Annotated in this window: 15 protein-coding genes and 1 other annotated feature (1 of these 16 running past the window's edge); of the genes, 1 reads left to right on the top strand and 14 read right to left on the bottom strand. The window is 28.1% G+C overall.

Features of this window, described 5'->3' with window-relative positions:
• Nucleotides 1–94, bottom strand: a binding site (T-box leader); it reaches 156 nt to the left of the window's first position.
• Nucleotides 95–196: 102 nt separating this feature from the next.
• On the bottom strand, nt 197–2,326 hold the full coding sequence (locus HF520_RS04790) for an adenosylcobalamin-dependent ribonucleoside-diphosphate reductase (RefSeq protein WP_168572945.1): 2,130 nt from the start codon (nt 2,324–2,326) through the stop codon (nt 197–199).
• 313 nt (nt 2,327–2,639) lie between these two features.
• Here HF520_RS04790 and HF520_RS04785 point away from each other — a divergent pair, with 313 nt between their 5' ends.
• Nucleotides 2,640–3,506 carry an EamA family transporter gene (locus tag HF520_RS04785; protein WP_168572944.1) on the top strand — a complete coding sequence of 289 codons (867 nt, stop codon included), beginning with the start codon at nt 2,640–2,642 and terminating at the stop codon, nt 3,504–3,506.
• Nucleotides 3,507–3,546: 40 nt separating this feature from the next.
• Here the strand turns inward: HF520_RS04785 and HF520_RS04780 are convergent, their stop codons facing one another.
• The 13 genes from HF520_RS04780 to HF520_RS04720 all read right to left on the bottom strand — a co-directional run bounded on the left by HF520_RS04780 (nt 3,547) and on the right by HF520_RS04720 (nt 16,357).
• Nucleotides 3,547–5,454 carry an FUSC family protein gene (locus HF520_RS04780; protein WP_168572943.1) on the bottom strand — a complete coding sequence of 636 codons (1,908 nt, stop codon included), beginning with the start codon at nt 5,452–5,454 and terminating at the stop codon, nt 3,547–3,549.
• 322 nt (nt 5,455–5,776) lie between these two features.
• On the bottom strand, nt 5,777–6,469 hold the full coding sequence (locus HF520_RS04775; RefSeq protein WP_168572942.1) for an N-acetylmuramoyl-L-alanine amidase family protein: 693 nt from the start codon (nt 6,467–6,469) through the stop codon (nt 5,777–5,779).
• A gap of 158 nt (nt 6,470–6,627) precedes the next feature.
• Entirely contained in the window at nt 6,628–7,683 is a 1,056-nt protein-coding gene (ispG, locus tag HF520_RS04770) for a flavodoxin-dependent (E)-4-hydroxy-3-methylbut-2-enyl-diphosphate synthase (protein WP_168572941.1), read from the bottom strand.
• Nucleotides 7,684–7,724: 41 nt separating this feature from the next.
• Nucleotides 7,725–8,729 carry an RIP metalloprotease RseP gene (gene rseP, locus HF520_RS04765; protein ID WP_168572940.1) on the bottom strand — a complete coding sequence of 335 codons (1,005 nt, stop codon included), beginning with the start codon at nt 8,727–8,729 and terminating at the stop codon, nt 7,725–7,727.
• Between the two features lie 12 nt (nt 8,730–8,741).
• The gene (locus HF520_RS04760) at nt 8,742–9,893 is read right to left on the bottom strand and encodes a 1-deoxy-D-xylulose-5-phosphate reductoisomerase (protein WP_168572939.1); all 1,152 of its coding nucleotides are present in this window, start codon (nt 9,891–9,893) and stop codon (nt 8,742–8,744) included.
• Between the two features lie 185 nt (nt 9,894–10,078).
• Complete coding sequence (locus HF520_RS04755; protein WP_168572938.1) at nt 10,079–10,858, bottom strand: phosphatidate cytidylyltransferase; 780 nt, start codon at nt 10,856–10,858, stop codon at nt 10,079–10,081.
• 14 nt (nt 10,859–10,872) lie between these two features.
• A complete protein-coding gene (locus HF520_RS04750) occupies nt 10,873–11,607 on the bottom strand; it encodes an isoprenyl transferase (RefSeq protein ID WP_168572937.1) in 735 nt (244 codons plus the stop codon).
• Nucleotides 11,608–11,634: 27 nt separating this feature from the next.
• Entirely contained in the window at nt 11,635–11,838 is a 204-nt protein-coding gene (locus HF520_RS04745; protein WP_168572936.1) for a hypothetical protein, read from the bottom strand.
• A gap of 5 nt (nt 11,839–11,843) precedes the next feature.
• Complete coding sequence (gene frr / locus HF520_RS04740; protein WP_168572935.1) at nt 11,844–12,398, bottom strand: ribosome recycling factor; 555 nt, start codon at nt 12,396–12,398, stop codon at nt 11,844–11,846.
• Nucleotides 12,399–12,426: 28 nt separating this feature from the next.
• The gene (gene pyrH, locus HF520_RS04735) at nt 12,427–13,131 is read right to left on the bottom strand and encodes a UMP kinase (protein ID WP_168572934.1); all 705 of its coding nucleotides are present in this window, start codon (nt 13,129–13,131) and stop codon (nt 12,427–12,429) included.
• A gap of 128 nt (nt 13,132–13,259) precedes the next feature.
• Entirely contained in the window at nt 13,260–14,168 is a 909-nt protein-coding gene (gene tsf / locus HF520_RS04730; protein ID WP_168572933.1) for a translation elongation factor Ts, read from the bottom strand.
• A gap of 61 nt (nt 14,169–14,229) precedes the next feature.
• Nucleotides 14,230–14,952 (bottom strand): 30S ribosomal protein S2, encoded by a 723-nt coding sequence (gene rpsB, locus HF520_RS04725; protein WP_168572932.1) that lies wholly within the window; start codon nt 14,950–14,952, stop codon nt 14,230–14,232.
• Nucleotides 14,953–15,166: 214 nt separating this feature from the next.
• The gene (locus HF520_RS04720) at nt 15,167–16,357 is read right to left on the bottom strand and encodes a D-alanyl-D-alanine carboxypeptidase family protein (RefSeq protein ID WP_243155196.1); all 1,191 of its coding nucleotides are present in this window, start codon (nt 16,355–16,357) and stop codon (nt 15,167–15,169) included.
• Nucleotides 16,358–16,360: the final 3 nt, after the last annotated feature.

The raw sequence follows: 16,360 nt of genomic DNA, 5'->3' as shown, positions 1-16,360 counted from the left end.
GATGTTCTTCATTATAAATTTTGTACTGGACTCTCACCATAACCAGCTCGCTTTGACTCAATATTATAATTACTCTTCCCTTCATAGCTTTTAATTTTCTTTGCTTAATTCTTAATGTAATAATAAACTATTAATTTTCTAATGTCAATATTTTTTTCTTAATTTTTTTAATTATGCGACTATTATTCAAATCAATCTAGTTACATTTACTATAACCACATTGTAAACAAATAGTACATCCTCCAGTTGGAATTACGCTTTTATTTCCACATTCAGGACATATAAATTCCTCAACACCATCTTTTAAAGTTGTTATTCTTTCATCTTTAAATTTCTCCTCTTTTTTTTCTCCTTTATCAACTTTATCATTTAAGAGAATACCGCTTCTTTTACATCCATCTCTATATATAGTCACTCCCTTAAGTTTATTTTTCCATGCAGAAACATAAATATTATATATATCTTCTACAGTTGCTTCATTAGGTAAATTTATAGTTGATGATATAGACGCATCAATGTACTTTTGCCAAGCTCCTTGCATTTTTATTCGTTCTTCTGGCTTTAGTGTCATAGCGGTTTCAAATATATTAGGCAAGTCTTTATCATTTAATATATTATTAAAATCCATGTATTCTTTAACTATAGGAGTATATACTTTATAATATACATCTTCATCATGCAAACTTTCTGTTTTTCTTATATAAGAAGTGTTAAACATAGGCTCTATACCTCCACACACTCCTAGCATAGTAGATATTGATCCAGTAGGAGGTATAGTTAATATTTGTGAGTTTCGCAATCCATACTTTTCTACTATTTGTTTTACATCATCTTCTATATTTTTTACAAAAAAATCTGATTTAAATACAATATCTTTATCGTACATTTCATAGCATCCAAAGTCTTTAGCTAAAAGAGCAGATTGTTTAACTGCACTATTTAGCATTAATTTAGCTAATTCTTCACATAATTCTATCGATTCTTTTGAACCATATCTAATATTTAACTTTATTAGCATATCTGCTATTCCCATTACACCTAAACCAATTTGTCTATACTTTCTTACGCTATCTTTTTGTTCCTCTAACGGATGAAACTGTAATCCTTCATCTAAAACTTCATTAAGACCTACTATACAGTCAGCAACTGTATTTATAAATTTTTGTTTATCAAATATAGCATTTTCTGTAAATGGTTCTACTACAAACTCTGCTAAATTTATAGAGCCTAATAAACAACTGCCTCCAGATGGTAGCGGTTCTTCTGCACATGGATTTACACCTGCATACTTAAACTCTTTATCTTCACTTAGTAAATGATATTTTTCTATATTATCCCAAAATAATATTCCTGGTTCTGCAAAATCCCAGTTGTTTACTATTAATTTCATGAATAGTTTATACGCATCTACTTCTCTTTCAATAACTTCTCTTGTTTCTTTAACTACAAATCTACATGAAAATTTTCCTTTATTTTCTACAGCTTTCATAAATTTATCATTTATTCTTACAGATATATTAGCTTTTGTTATTCTTTCTAAATCTGTTTTTACGTTAATAAAATCTTCTATGTCTGGATGATTTATATCCATGGAAATCATCAATGCTCCTCTTCTACCTTTCTGTCCTATCAATCCCGTTGTCATTGAATATAAATCCATGAAACTAACTGCTCCAGTTGTTGTTTTAGCCGAATTATGTACTAATGCTCCACTAGGTCTTAGTTTTGATATATCAAATCCTACACCTCCGCCATAACTAAAGGTTCTTGCTAATTTTTTTGCTGTATCAAAAATTGATTCTAAATTATCTTTAGGTGGATCTAGGACATAACAATTAGAATATGTTACTTTTATTCCCTCTTTAGATAAACCTCTATTTGCTAGTATTCGTCCTGCATATAAAAATTTTCTCTCCCTAATTAACTTAGCTATTTTAGTATTTTTACCTGATACTCTTTCAACCCATTCATCAAAACTTTCATTATTATATTGATATTTATTACTCCAGATTGATTTTTGCAACTCATCCATATGCCATTTTGATTTTCTTATATCAGCTCTTTTTTCTCTATATAATATATATTTTTTAGCAACATCTTTTCTATTTGACTCCATTAAAAAAAACTCTACACTATCTTGAATATCCTCCACACTTATATCTTTTATTTGAGAAGTCACTGTTTCTTCTATTTTATCTGCAACTAACCTTGCTAACTCTTTATCTTCTCCTAACTTACTATTTATAGTAGATTTATATACTGCATTCATTATCTTTACTTTATCAAATGGTTCCTTTGTACCATCTCTTTTTATAATATGTACCATCTAACTAAACTCCCATTCTTTAATTTATTCCAAGTAATACTTATATATATTGCGATATAATTTATATTTTGTTCATTATTTTATCTAAAGATACTACATATATTATTTGTTCTTTCTTCTAATATATTAATGAATAATATAAGTTCACTTTCAATAGATTTATATATTTTTTAATTAATATAAATCTATATCATTAAATAGTTGATATATTTTATTAAATATATTAAACTAAGATAAGTCTAATTATTAATTATTATCAATTGAATGTTTTATTCATTTTAGAATTTAATATAAATTTACTGGAGGAATATTTATGTGGTTATTATACGCTTTTGGATCTGCTTTATTTGCAGGTATTACCGCTATTTTAGCAAAGATAGGTATAAAAAATACAGATTCTAATGTCGCAACTGCAATTAGAACTATTGTAATCTTGATATTTTCATGGTTTATGGTTTTTGTTGTTGGTTCTTTTGAAACAATATCATCTATTAGCTCCAAAACACTTGTATTTCTAATTTTATCTGGCTTAGCTACTGGAGGTTCATGGTTATGTTATTTTAAAGCTTTACAAATCGGAGATGTTAATAAAGTAACACCAATTGATAAGTCAAGTACTGTATTGACAATGATATTAGCATTTATTATCCTTGGAGAATCTCTTTCACTTACTAAAGTTATAGGAATGATTGCAATTGGTTTTGGAACTTATATGATGATTACTAAAAAAGATACTAGTGAAATAAAAGAAGTCCAAAGTAATAAAAAATGGATTTTTTATGCTATACTTTCAGCATTCTTATCTAGCTTAACATCTATTTTAGGAAAAATCGGGATTATAGGAGTTGAGTCAAATTTAGGTACTGCTATTAGAACAGTTGTAGTTTTAATAATGGCATGGATAGTTGTTTTTATTACAAAAAAACAGAATGAAATTAAAGATATTGATAAAACAAGTTGGATATTTATTATTTTATCTGGCATAACTACAGGATTATCTTGGCTTTGCTACTATAAAGCTCTACAAGATGGAGATGCAAGCATAGTTGTTCCTATAGATAAATTAAGTATAGTTGTAACTATAACATTCTCTTATATATTTTTAAAAGAAAGACTTACAAAAAAATCTTTTTTAGGACTTATATCTATAGTTTTAGGAACCCTTCTTCTCTTAATATAAATAAAGCACCTAACTATTAAATTAAGTTAGGTGCTTTTATTTATATTGATTTTTTCATATCTGATATTTTCTTAAGTTCCTTTAATATTATTGTTATACTACTTAATGTTATTTTTGTTTTTAAATCTTTTACTACTCTTATATGACTTTTTATTTCATCTATTCTATTTTCTATAGGTTCATCTTTGTAATCAATTAATTGCTTTATATCTCTTAAAACATACTTTATATATTCTGGATTTACCTTTTCTCTTATTATCCAAATATAAAGTTCATATATATTCGTAACCAAAAACCTTTGTTCCTTTACTAATTTATCATAAGAACTTATATCAAGTATTTGATTATTAAGCTTTAACCTTTCTTCTATTAAAGAAGTTTTTATTAATAGATTCTTCATAATATGTGGCTCTTTTATTCCTTCTACTGCTTTTTGTATTTCCTTAAGCATTTCTATAACAGCTGAACTATACATTACCTCTAACTCATCATTAGAGTCTTGTAACTTATATGGGAATATAAATTTATTAGCTATTATTGCTATTATTGCACCTAATATAACAAGTAAGATTCTGTCAACAGTTAAACCTGATACATCTCCTACAAGTGCTGCAGATCCTACTGCAGATATAGTTACACAAATAATACTATATTTGTATTGTTTTAAATATCCACTTATATATCCTGTTATCATTAATATTATACTTCTAATTGTAGTATCTTTAAAAATACTAAATAAAGCAAGTACTATTACGCTACCTATAATAGTAGATAATACTCTATCTTTTGTTTTATTTTTAGATACTTCATATATTGGATTGACTAAGGATAATATAGTAAACATTATCCATCTGCCTTCTGATATATTAAACAAATCTTTAATATATCCTCCTATACTTATTGCTATTGCAACACGCATTGCATAGCAATATTTAAGAGATCTATGGTCACCAACCACATATTTAAATAAACTCTCTTTAGTATTACTTGGAATATCTCCTACTGATTTGACTAAGTTATAGTTTTCCTTCTTCAAATTTTTTAACTCATACAATGTATCTTGTAAAAGAACTATGCTGTCTAAAAGTTGTAATACTAGCAGTTCATTAATATTTCTATCTTCGCATTCTTGTAAGAATATATACTTTTCTTTACATAAGTCCTTATCTATATCTTTGCCTTCAAGAACATTTTTTGTATTATTAATTAATTCTTTTAAATTATTTAATATAAATAATACATCAGGTGATTTTTCAATAGCACCTATCATATAATATGTATTTTCTAATGCTGCTGATAAATTAAGTTTTATCCTTCCTTCTTCAGTTAAATAAAAATCAACTTCTCTTTTATCATATACCATTTTTCTAAAAGCATTTATTTTAGATTCTATCTCTAAATTTTCATCATCTATATAGTTATTTTCAAAATTTTCTATTTTACCTAAAATAAGATCACAAACATTTGTTAATATTTTATTACCACTTTTAGATATTTTATCTTTATTGACAATTAGTTGGATTAATATTATAAATATCGCTCCAAAAACTAATGCTATTAACCTTTTTGGTATTTGTTCAGCACTTACTGGTGCGGATAGTAAAAATAGATATTGAAGTGTGAAAGGAAAGTACATTGGACTTTCTAAATTATAACATAAAGCATAACTTACTATAAATAATGCTATAAAGTTAACTACTATTCCTAAGTATATATGTTTTACTGCTAGAATTGCACAAATACCTATAAATAAATTAAGTAAAATTAATCTTATCGCATTTCTAATTGGTGATATAGTCAAGTCCTTTCCTAAAAACATTAGTGTAGCTGTTATTGTCGTCACACCTATCAATGTATTCTCTTCACCAAACATACTTTTAAATATAACTACAAATACAACTACAAATATAAAAGTTAAACTATTTGATATTATCAACTTTTTATTCATATACATCCCCTTCGTTTATGATTTTGCTTACATGTCTACTATACTATTTTGACCTTTAAAAAAATTTTAATTACATAATATAGCCATAAATTATATATCTTCTGTAAAGCTAATAAATAGAATATTTTAAAACTTGATGTTTGTCAATAACGCTATTTTATTACAACTTTGTAAATTATCCTTGTACTTATAAAAATAATAAAGCAGCGATTATTTAATTCATTATAATCACTGCTTTATTATTTTTATTTGAACTAATGTATAATTAAATTTATATGATATTTATACTAATTTATTATTACTTTTTTATATTTAATAACTATTATTTTTCTTTAAAATATTCTTTTATTCCATATACAATTGCATTAGCAATTTGAGATTGATAATTATTATTTGATAAATTAATGGATTCTAAGTAATTTGTTAGAAAACCAGTTTCTATCAATATTGCTGGATAATTAGCATCCCTTAAAACTTGATAATTCCCTTTTTTTATACCTCTATCATAGGCTTTTGTATTCTTTATCATATTATCATGTATCAATTGTGCAACCTTGTATGAGTCATCATCATCACTCCAATAAAAAGTTTCAATTCCTTGTGCACTTTGAAGACTATCTCCTGATGCATTTGCATGTATTGAAATAAATAATTCAGCATCATTTTGCTCAGCAATTTTATTCCTTTCTTGTAATGATATAAATTTATCACTATCTCTAGTTGCTACTACTTTTATATTTTCATCATTTTTTAATTTATCAATTACTTTATTTCCAATATTTAGAGTTATATCTTTTTCTATTATCTTCTTATTTAAACTTTGAGTCCCTTGATCTTTACCTCCATGACCCATATCAATAACTACTACTTTTCTATTATCTATATTTATATTTTTTACGCTTCTATATGTACTTTCTATAAGATCAAATGCTCCAATTATTAAACCTATTCCTATAATTCCTATTAAAATCCTAACTTGTGGTTTTAATTTTCTTTTTGTTTTTCTTTTATTCATTGCTACGTATAAACTCCTTTTCATTCCCAATATAAAATTAATTATATACTATTTACATATTTTTTCCAATAAATATATATTTACCTTTGTATACACTAATTGTATTTATAAATAAAAAAACTTAGAGAAAATTTTCCTCTAAGTTTTTTTATTTACTATTAATATTTTTGAATTTCTTCTAATAGTTCTTCAACTAATCGGTCACCTTTTATTTTGCGAACTATTTCTCCTTTTTTAAATAAAAGTCCTTCACCTTTCCCACCAGCTATGCCAATATCAGCATCTCTAGCTTCTCCAGGTCCATTGACTGCACACCCCATTATTGCTACAGTTATATTTTTTTCTATATCGCTTATCTTTTTCTCGACTTCATTTACAGTATTTATTAAGTCTATATTACACCTTCCACACGTAGGACAAGATACTACTTTTATCTTGTCATTTAGCAAATCTAAACTTCTTAATATTTCTTTCCCTACTATTATTTCCTCTGTAGGGTCACCTGTTAGAGATATTCTTAGAGTATCTCCTATCCCTTTTAAAAGTAATGCACCTACGCCTATAGATGATTTTATAGTTCCTTTTTTAATACTTCCTGATTCTGTTATTCCTATATGAAGTGGATAATCAACTTTTTTAGATATAATCTCATAAGCATCTAATGTCTTATATATATCAGATGACTTTAAAGATATAACTATGTTATGAAAATCTAAGTCCTCTAATATCTTTACATGACCTAGTGCACTTTCTACTAAAGCTTCTGGTGTTGCTGATCCGTATTTTTCTAAGAGTTCTTTTTCTAGGGAACCACCATTAACCCCGATTCTTATTTTTAAATTTCTTTCTTTACATTTTTCAACTACAGCTTTAACTTTTTCTATACTTCCTATATTACCTGGGTTTATTCTTACTCCATCTACACCTTGTTCTATAGCTTCTAATGCTAATCTATAATCAAAGTGTATATCAGCAATAACTGGTATATTCACTTCAGCTTTTATTTTACCTATGCTCTTTGCAGCTTCCATATCAGGTACTGCCACTCTAACTATATCACAACCTACAGCCTCTAGCTTCTTTATTTGAGCTATAGTACTATTAGCATCTCTTGTATCTGTTGTAGTCATAGATTGAACACTTATAGGGTTATTTCCCCCTATTTTAACATTTCCTACGCTAACTTCTCTACTAATTCTTCTATTGTAACTCATAATGTCACCTCTATATAAAATCTTTAGCTTTGTGGCTAAGATTAAAATAATCTTAATATATCCTTATAAGTTATAAATACCATGAATATCATTAAGGCTCCAAGACCTACCATATTAATCATAGCTTCTTTATTTGGATCAAGTTTTTTACCACCTCTTATTGCCTCTATAGCTAACATAAATAATCTACCACCATCTAACGCTGGGAATGGTACTAAATTTATTATACCTAAGTTTAAACTTAGTACAGCAGCTATATACATTATATTAACTATACCCATTTTAGCCGCTTCTGAAACTATACTTATAACTCCTAGAGGACCTGATACAGAATTACCAACTCCACCTGGAACAGTTCCTGTAAATAATTGGCCAACAAATGTTATCATTTGTACTGTCATATCATAAGTCGTGGTAAATGCATTTTTAATAGAAGTTAATATATTTCTTTCTACTTTAGTTTCTATTCCTATTACATATCTACCATCTTCACCTTTTTTAGGAGTTACACTTATTTCTTTATTCTGACCATTTCTATCTATAGAAAGCTTAACATCACTTCCATCAGATTCGTTCAAGCTTTGAATTACATCTTGCCAGCTATTTACTTTTTTACCATCTATAGCCTCTATAGTATCTCCTACTTTTACACCTGCACTATATGCAGGGCCATTTTCTGTTACCCCACCTAATGTTGTAGTTTGACTACCTATAAATATAAATATTGGTATAAATAAAATTATTGTAAATATTATATTAAAAAATGGTCCAGCAAATATTATACTTGCTCTTTGAAGTATGCTTTTTGCTCCAAAAGATCTAGGGTCACTTGACTCCTCATCTTCTCCTTCCATACTTACAAATCCACCTAAGGGTAATAATCTTATTGAGTATTCAGTATCTTTTTTTATGCTATATATTTTAGGTCCCATACCTATTGAAAATTCATGTACTTTTACACCATTCATTTTAGCAAAAGTAAAATGCCCTAATTCATGTATAAATACTATTATACTAAATACTAATAAGGCAACTATTATAGTCATAATTTCACCATCCTAATTAATCGATTTTATTACAAAGTCTCTTGCCCATTTATCTACCGATAATATTTCATCTAATGTTGGATCTTCTATTGACTCATGAGCTTCTAATGCTTTTTCTATGTAATATGGTATGTCATAAAAACCAATTTTATCCTCTAAAAATTCATTTACTAATACTTCATTCGCTGCATTTAATACTGCACAATATGTTCCACCCATTTTCAAACAGTCAAATGCTAGTTTTAAGCAAGGGAATGTTTCTAAATCAGGTTTTTCAAAGGTAAAAGTTGAAAATTTTGTAAAATCTAACCTCTCAAAGTCATTTAAAATTCTATCGGGATAAGTTAATGCATATTGGATAGGAAGCCTCATATCTGGACAACCAAGCTGAGCTATTATTGAGCTATCATTAAATTGTACCATTGAGTGAATTATACTTTGAGGGTGTACAACTACATCTATATCTTTATAATCAACATCAAACAACCATTTTGCTTCTATTACTTCTAAACCTTTATTCATTAAAGTAGAAGAGTCTATACTTATTTTTCTTCCCATACTCCAATTTGGATGCTTTAAAGCTTCATTTTTAGTTACATTTAAAAGTTCATCTTTAGTCTTTCCTCTAAATGGACCTCCCGAAGCAGTTAATATTATTTTGTCTATGTTTTTATAATTCTCACCATTTAAAGATTGAAATATTGCACTATGCTCACTATCTACTGGAAGTATATCTACATTATATTTTTTAGCTTCACTCATAACTAATTTACCTGCAGTAACTAGTGTTTCTTTATTTGCAAGCGCTATCGTTTTTCCGCATCTTATAGCTGCTAATGTTGGTTTTAAACCTATCATTCCAACTATAGCAGTTAAAAGGACGTCTATTTCATCTAAAGATGATATTTTTTCTAATCCCTCCATACCACTTAATACTTCTATATTAATATTATTTGGTATCATACTCTTAAGTTTTTCTGCACTAGATTCATTATAAACTGCTACGTACTTAGGTTTAAATTCTTTTATTTGTTCTAATAATAGATTTACACTGCTGTTAGCAGATATAGCAACTACTTCAAACTTTTCAGGATTTTTTCTTATAACATCTAAAGTTTGTGTGCCTATAGAACCTGTTGAGCCTAATATGGATATTTTTTTCATACTAAGTTTTTCCTTTCTAACTTTGTTATTAAACATTTTACTATATATTGTATTATAACATTTTACTATATATTGTATTATAACATTGTTAAATATATTATTTACATTATTCATAAAAATTTCATATTTAAAACTTTTTTAATAATTAAATTTATAAATAATTAAAGCTTCAGTATGAACTGAAGCTACTTAACAAAAAGATTTATTGCATTATATACAAATGGTGCAACCAATATAACACTATCAAATCTATCTAATATACCACCATGGCCTGGTATTAATTTTCCATAATCTTTTATTCCTACATATCTTTTTATAGCAGATGCAAATAAATCTCCTAATTGTGCAACAATACTACCTATACTACCTATTATAGCCATATGAACAGGATCTAATTTAAATAAGTAACCAAATAGAATGCAACATACTATGCTTCCTATAATTCCTCCAATCGATCCTTCCACAGTCTTTTTAGGACTTATCTTCGGTATCAATTTATGTTTTCCAAATAAATACCCACTGAAATATGCAAATGTATCAGTTGCAAAAGATATTATAAATATAAGCAATACATAAATTTCACCTAGTTTAAAATTATTATTTGTTAAAACTATGAAATCCATTAATACGCCTACATACATTATTCCTAAAGTTGTAATAGCTATATCAATTATGTCATGTTTTAAGCTTAACATGTAAATAATTCCAATTAAAAATAGTATAAAACCTAAAGTAAGGGTATATGAAAGTGGTAGTTTAAAGTAATTTTTGATTCCTAAATAAACAGCAAAAATATATCCTAACCAGTATATTGGCTTTATATCCTTTTCATTAAAGGCTTTATAAAACTCATGTAATGCAATAGAAATTAATACTATCTCAGTAATATATAAAGGTATTCCTCCATATATCAATATTCCAAGTAGTGGGACTAAAGCTAATGCAGCAATAATTCTTGTAAGCATATTAATTAATCTCCTTACTTAAGTCCTCCAAACCTTCTATCCCTACTTTGATAAACATATATTGCCTTTTGTAATTCTTGCCTATTAAAGTCAGGCCAGTGTATGTCAGTGAAGTAAAATTCTGAATAAGCAAGCTCCCATAATAAAAAGTTACTTAATCTTTGTTCTCCACTAGTTCTAATAAGTAAATCTGGGTCTGGAGTAGACTTTGTACTTAAATAGTTTTTTATAGTATCTTCATTAATACTATCTATATTTATTTTATCAGATTTACAATCTTTTACTATATCTAAAACTGCATTTGTTATATCGTATCTACTTCCATAGTTTAATGCTAAGTTTAAATTAACGCCAGTATTATCTTTTGTTAGTTCTTTAGCATTATCTAACTCTTTAATACACATTTCAGGCAATTTGTTTATATCACCTATTGTAGCAATTTTGACATTATTTTTATGTAATTCTTTTATTTCACTCTTTAAATAAGAAACTAATAAGTTCATAAGAGTATCTATTTCTATTTTAGGTCTTTTCCAGTTTTCAGTTGAAAAAGCATATAATGTTAAATATTTTACATTAAGCCTAGAACATTCTTTCACAACTTCTCTAATAGTTTCTACTCCTGCTTTATGTCCTGCAGTCCTTGGAAGAAATCTTTTTTTAGCCCATCTTCCATTTCCATCCATAATTATAGCTATATGAGTAGGCACATTATCTAAATCTATATCATAAATTAATTCACTATTCATATCTGACTCCAATATTATTCTGACTCCTTATTTTAAGGAGTCAGAAAAGTATGTGACTATTAACTCTACACTATCTTCTATTTCAGTTATTTTTATAACCTTAGGAATAATAAGTTTATCCTTATCTTTATTTCCTTGAATAGTTGTTATTGTATAACTAATATTTTCATTTTCAAAAAACTTTTTAACATCATCTAAGTGAAGGCCTAAAAGTTCGTAATACTTATTCACTTTTATTATACAGCCATTATATCTGCTTCTTTAGCAGCTAATAATGTATCTATTTCCTTAACATATTTATCAGTAGTTTTTTGAACTTCATCTTGAGCTTTCTTTAATTCGTCAGCTGTTATTTCGCCTTCTTTTTCCATTTTTTTGAATTTATCGTTAGCATCTCTTCTTTCATTTCTTAATCTAACTTTGAAATCTTCAGCTACTTTGTGAGCTTTTTTAGCTAACTCTCTTCTTCTTTCTTCTGTTAATGCTGGTACATTTATTCTTATAACTTCTCCGTCACTAGTTGGATTAAGCCCTAAATCAGAGTTTCTTATTGCTTTTTCTATTTCACTCATCGCAGACTTATCCCAAGGACTTATCATTAAAGTTCTTGGTTCTGGAACAGATATAGCTCCTATTTGATTTATTGGAGTTGGCGTTCCGTAGTAATCAACTCTTATTTTGTCTAACATTTGAGGATTTGCTTTTCCAGCTCTTATAGTTGTAAATTCAAATTTAAGTGCTTCTATTGTTTTATCCATCTTTGTCTTTAATTCATTATGTACTGCTTTCATTTTCAGTTCCTCCTTAAATTAATATCTATTATTTTACTATAGTTCCTAAATTTTCGCCCATTACTGCTCTTAATATATTCTCTGTTGAAAGCTCAAATACCTTTATTGGTATTCCATTATCCATACATAAAGATGTAGCTGTTGAATCCATTACTTTTAATCCTTTTTGTAAGACTTCAATATAACTTAATTCTTCAAACTTTTTTGCATCTGCATGTACCTTTGGATCTTTGTCATATACTGCATCTACATTTTTAGCTAATAATATAACCTCTGCTTCCATTTCTGCTGCACGAAGTGCTGCTGTTGTATCAGTTGAGAAATATGGATTTCCTGTTCCTGCACCAAATATAACAACTCTATCTTTTTCTAAGTGTCTAACGGCTCTTCTTCTTATGTAAGGTTCTGCTACTTGTCTCATTTCTATAGCTGTTTGTACTCTTGTTTCAACTCCTATGTTTTCAAGAGCATCTTGAAGTGCCATAGAATTCATTACAGTTGCAAGCATACCTATATAGTCAGCAGTAGTTCTGTCCATTCCTTCAGACGTTCTACCTCTCCAGAAGTTACCTCCACCTACAACTACAGCTACTTCAACATCAATATCTCTTAATTTTTTGATTCCAGTAGCTATATCATTTACAACTTCGTTGTTTATACCAAAGCCTTTTGCTCCTGATAAAGCTTCTCCACTAAGCTTTAACAATACTCTTTTGTACATTGGTCTATTCATCAGAAATCCTCCTCTTAAATTTGTCCTTTATATATTCAATATAATTATTATATCTATTTATAAGTTCTATTTTTTGAAATTTTTTACATTTCTAAAAAAGAGAACACGTAAGTGCTCTCTTTTGGTTATTACTTAAGTTGCTTAGCAACTTCTTCTGCAAAGTTTTCTTCTTTCTTTTCTATACCTTCACCAACTTCGAATCTTACAACTCTTCCTACTTCTATTTCAGTTCCAAGTTTTTTAGCAGTTTCAGCAACTAGTTGCTTAACTGTTAAATCTCCGTTTTTAACGAAAGGTTGTTCTAAAAGACAAACTTCTTTTAATTGCTTTTCAAGTCTACCTTTTATCATCTTTTCAACTATATTAGCTGGCTTTCCTTCGTTTAAAGCTTGTTGAGTTAATATTTCTGTTTCATGAGCTATATATGTAGGATCTACATCGTTTCTTGAAACATATTTTGGATTCATTGCAGCAACTTGCATAGCTATATCTCTTCCCATAGCTATTAACTCTTCATTTTTAGCAGAAGTTAAAAGTTCAACAAGAACTCCTATCTTTCCTCCGCCGTGTATGTAACCTGCGATTTGTCCGTCAGTAGTTATTTTTTCAAATCTTCTTAAGTCTAATTTTTCACCTATTTTAGCTACTCTATCATTTAAAACTTCTTGTAATGATTTACCTTCTTTATGAGTTTCTTTTAATAAAGCATCAACATCTTTAGCTTCTGTAGCTAAAGCCATTTCAGCAGCATCCTTAACGAATACTTTGAAATCTTCGTTCTTAGCAACGAAGTCTGTTTCTGAGTTTACTTCTACTACTACAGCAGCAGTATTATCAGCGTTCATTTCTATAGCAACTAAACCTTCAGCTGCAACTCTATCAGCTTTTTTAGCAGCTTTAGATAAACCTTTTTCTCTTAATATATCAACGGCTCTTTCCATGTTTCCTTCAGCTTCTTGTAAAGCTTTTTTACAGTCCATCATTCCAGCGCCAGTACTTTCTCTTAACTCTTTAACCATTTGTGCAGTTATAGCCATTTTGAATTCCTCCTATATATTATTAATGGTAAGGGAATGACCCTTACCATTCAGTTTTCAATTATTCTTGATCTTCAGCTACTTCTTCAGCTTCGTCAGCTATTGCTTGTCTACCTTCTATTATAGCAGTAGCCATAGCACCAGTTATTAACTTAACAGCTCTTATAGCATCGTCATTTCCTGGTATTGCATAGTCTAACTCATCTGGGTCACAGTTAGTATCTACTATACCTATTACTGGGATTCCTAATCTATGAGCTTCTTGTATAGCTATATTTTCTTTTCTTGGGTCTACTACAAATATAGCTCCTGGTAATTCAGGCATATCTTTTATACCATTTAAGTATTTTTCTAATTTTTCTTTTTCAGCTCTTAATTTTATAACTTCTTTCTTAGGAAGAACGTTGAATACACCTTCGTTTTCCATTCTTTCTAATTCTCTTAATTTATTTATTCTAGTTTGGATAGTTTTATGGTTTGTTAACATTCCACCTAACCATCTTTCGTTAACATAGAACATTCCACATCTTTCAGCTTCTTCTTTTATAGCTTCTTGAGCTTGCTTCTTAGTTCCTACGAATAAGATTGGCTTTCCAGTTTCAGCTATTTCTTTAGTAAACTTGTAAGCTTCTTCTACTTTCTTAACTGTTTTTTGTAAATCTATTATATAGATTCCGTTTCTTTCTGTGAAGATGTATTTAGCCATTTTAGGATTCCATCTTCTAGTTTGATGTCCAAAGTGAACACCAGCTTCTAATAATTGTTTCATTGATATTACTGACATTGCTTTACCTCCTTGGTTTTATACCTCCGGTGTGATCATCTCCCTAAAAAACCTAATTTAGGCACCTTTTAAGGATCCCATCACCGTGTGTGATTATTTATATTTTATTTTTTCACCTTTTGTAGTATAACATAGGGTTTTATAAAATACAATAGATTTATTGTCATATATTTTAAATATATGATATTAAAATTATATCCACTTCTCTATTTGTTTACTCAGAAAGTAACATTTTAATTTTATTAATTATAGATACATCATTAACATCATTAGCACTCACAATATTTATACTTCCTAAAATCTCTCCATTATCAGTATAATATTTAATAACACCAAGTACATCTCCTTTTTTTATAGGATAAGTCAGTTCTTTAAATGTAATTTGAGATTTTAATTTTTCTTCTTTATTAAGTACTGCATATAATTCATCTTCTGCAACTAAAGTTACTTCTAAATCATTTATATGCTTTATATACTTTTTCCCTATTAATTCATCTTTTTGGACTACAGTTTCACTTTTAAAATCTTTTTTAGCATGTTCAAGAATAGATAGTGCAGCTGAAGTTCTTTTATCTTTATGATTAGCACCTAAAACCACTCCTATTACTCTTCTATCTTTCTCATTATCTTCATTTTTCTTTATCTTCATAGAAAAAGACAAGCAGTACCCAGCATTACCTGTGTAACCTGTTTTTATTCCATCTACTTCAGGAATTATTCTAAGTAATGCATTTGTGTTATTTTTTACAAACCCTCTTTGTGGATTTGAATAGGTAGACATATCAGTTATTGATATTACTTGTTTCTCATAATTATCTAACATATACTTTGCTAAAACTGCTATATCTCTTGCTGTGGATATATTTTGCTTAGGTTGTGCTTTAGGATCACTTAGATTATATATAGGTAATCCATTTGGATTTACAAAAGAAGTATTTATCATTCCTATTTCTTTTGCTTTTTTATTCATTCTTTCTACAAATGTTTTTTCATCTTTACAAATATGTTTTGCTATACCAATAGAAGCATCATTTCCAGAAACTATCATAAGACCTTTCATAAGTTCTATTAAAGGAACCTCTTCACCTTCCTTTAAATGATAACTTGAACCTTTTACCTTAGCCATATCTTTGTCTATTTTTACTATATCATTTGCATTTACTTCCTTATTTTCTATGGCTTCTATTGCAATTAAAAAAGTCATCATTTTACTTAAGCTAGCTAGTGGTCTTTTTTCATCTGGTTCTTTTTCATATAATACTCTACCTGTTCCTTGGTCCATTAATATTGATGATTTTGAATACTTATCTATTTTATCTAAAGCATGGACACAATGAGGAGTTATAACTGCTAAGATGATACTAAATATTAATAATTTTTGTGCTCCTTTTTTCAAAACTCTCACCTT

It is taken from the genome of Romboutsia sp. CE17, assembly GCF_012317385.1.
Classification (GTDB): Bacteria; Bacillota; Clostridia; order Peptostreptococcales; family Peptostreptococcaceae; genus Romboutsia_E.
This window is presented reverse-complemented; position numbering and strand designations above follow the sequence as displayed.

Coding starts and splice junctions, on each gene's coding strand:
- frr (WP_168572935.1), bottom strand. CDS start 12,398: ATGAAAGCAGTACATAATGAATTAAAGACAAAGATGGATAAAACAATA.
- ispG (WP_168572941.1), bottom strand. CDS start 7,683: ATGAGTTACAATAGAAGAATTAGTAGAGAAGTTAGCGTAGGAAATGTT.
- HF520_RS04780 (WP_168572943.1), bottom strand. CDS start 5,454: ATGAATAAAAAGTTGATAATATCAAATAGTTTAACTTTTATATTTGTA.
- HF520_RS04755 (WP_168572938.1), bottom strand. CDS start 10,858: ATGCTTACAAGAATTATTGCTGCATTAGCTTTAGTCCCACTACTTGGA.
- HF520_RS04790 (WP_168572945.1), bottom strand. CDS start 2,326: ATGGTACATATTATAAAAAGAGATGGTACAAAGGAACCATTTGATAAA.
- HF520_RS04750 (WP_168572937.1), bottom strand. CDS start 11,607: ATGAATAGTGAATTAATTTATGATATAGATTTAGATAATGTGCCTACT.
- tsf (WP_168572933.1), bottom strand. CDS start 14,168: ATGGCTATAACTGCACAAATGGTTAAAGAGTTAAGAGAAAGTACTGGC.
- rseP (WP_168572940.1), bottom strand. CDS start 8,729: ATGACTATAATAGTTGCCTTATTAGTATTTAGTATAATAGTATTTATA.
- pyrH (WP_168572934.1), bottom strand. CDS start 13,131: ATGAATAGACCAATGTACAAAAGAGTATTGTTAAAGCTTAGTGGAGAA.
- HF520_RS04785 (WP_168572944.1), top strand. CDS start 2,640: ATGTGGTTATTATACGCTTTTGGATCTGCTTTATTTGCAGGTATTACC.
- rpsB (WP_168572932.1), bottom strand. CDS start 14,952: ATGTCAGTAATATCAATGAAACAATTATTAGAAGCTGGTGTTCACTTT.
- HF520_RS04760 (WP_168572939.1), bottom strand. CDS start 9,893: ATGAAAAAAATATCCATATTAGGCTCAACAGGTTCTATAGGCACACAA.
- HF520_RS04775 (WP_168572942.1), bottom strand. CDS start 6,469: ATGAATAAAAGAAAAACAAAAAGAAAATTAAAACCACAAGTTAGGATT.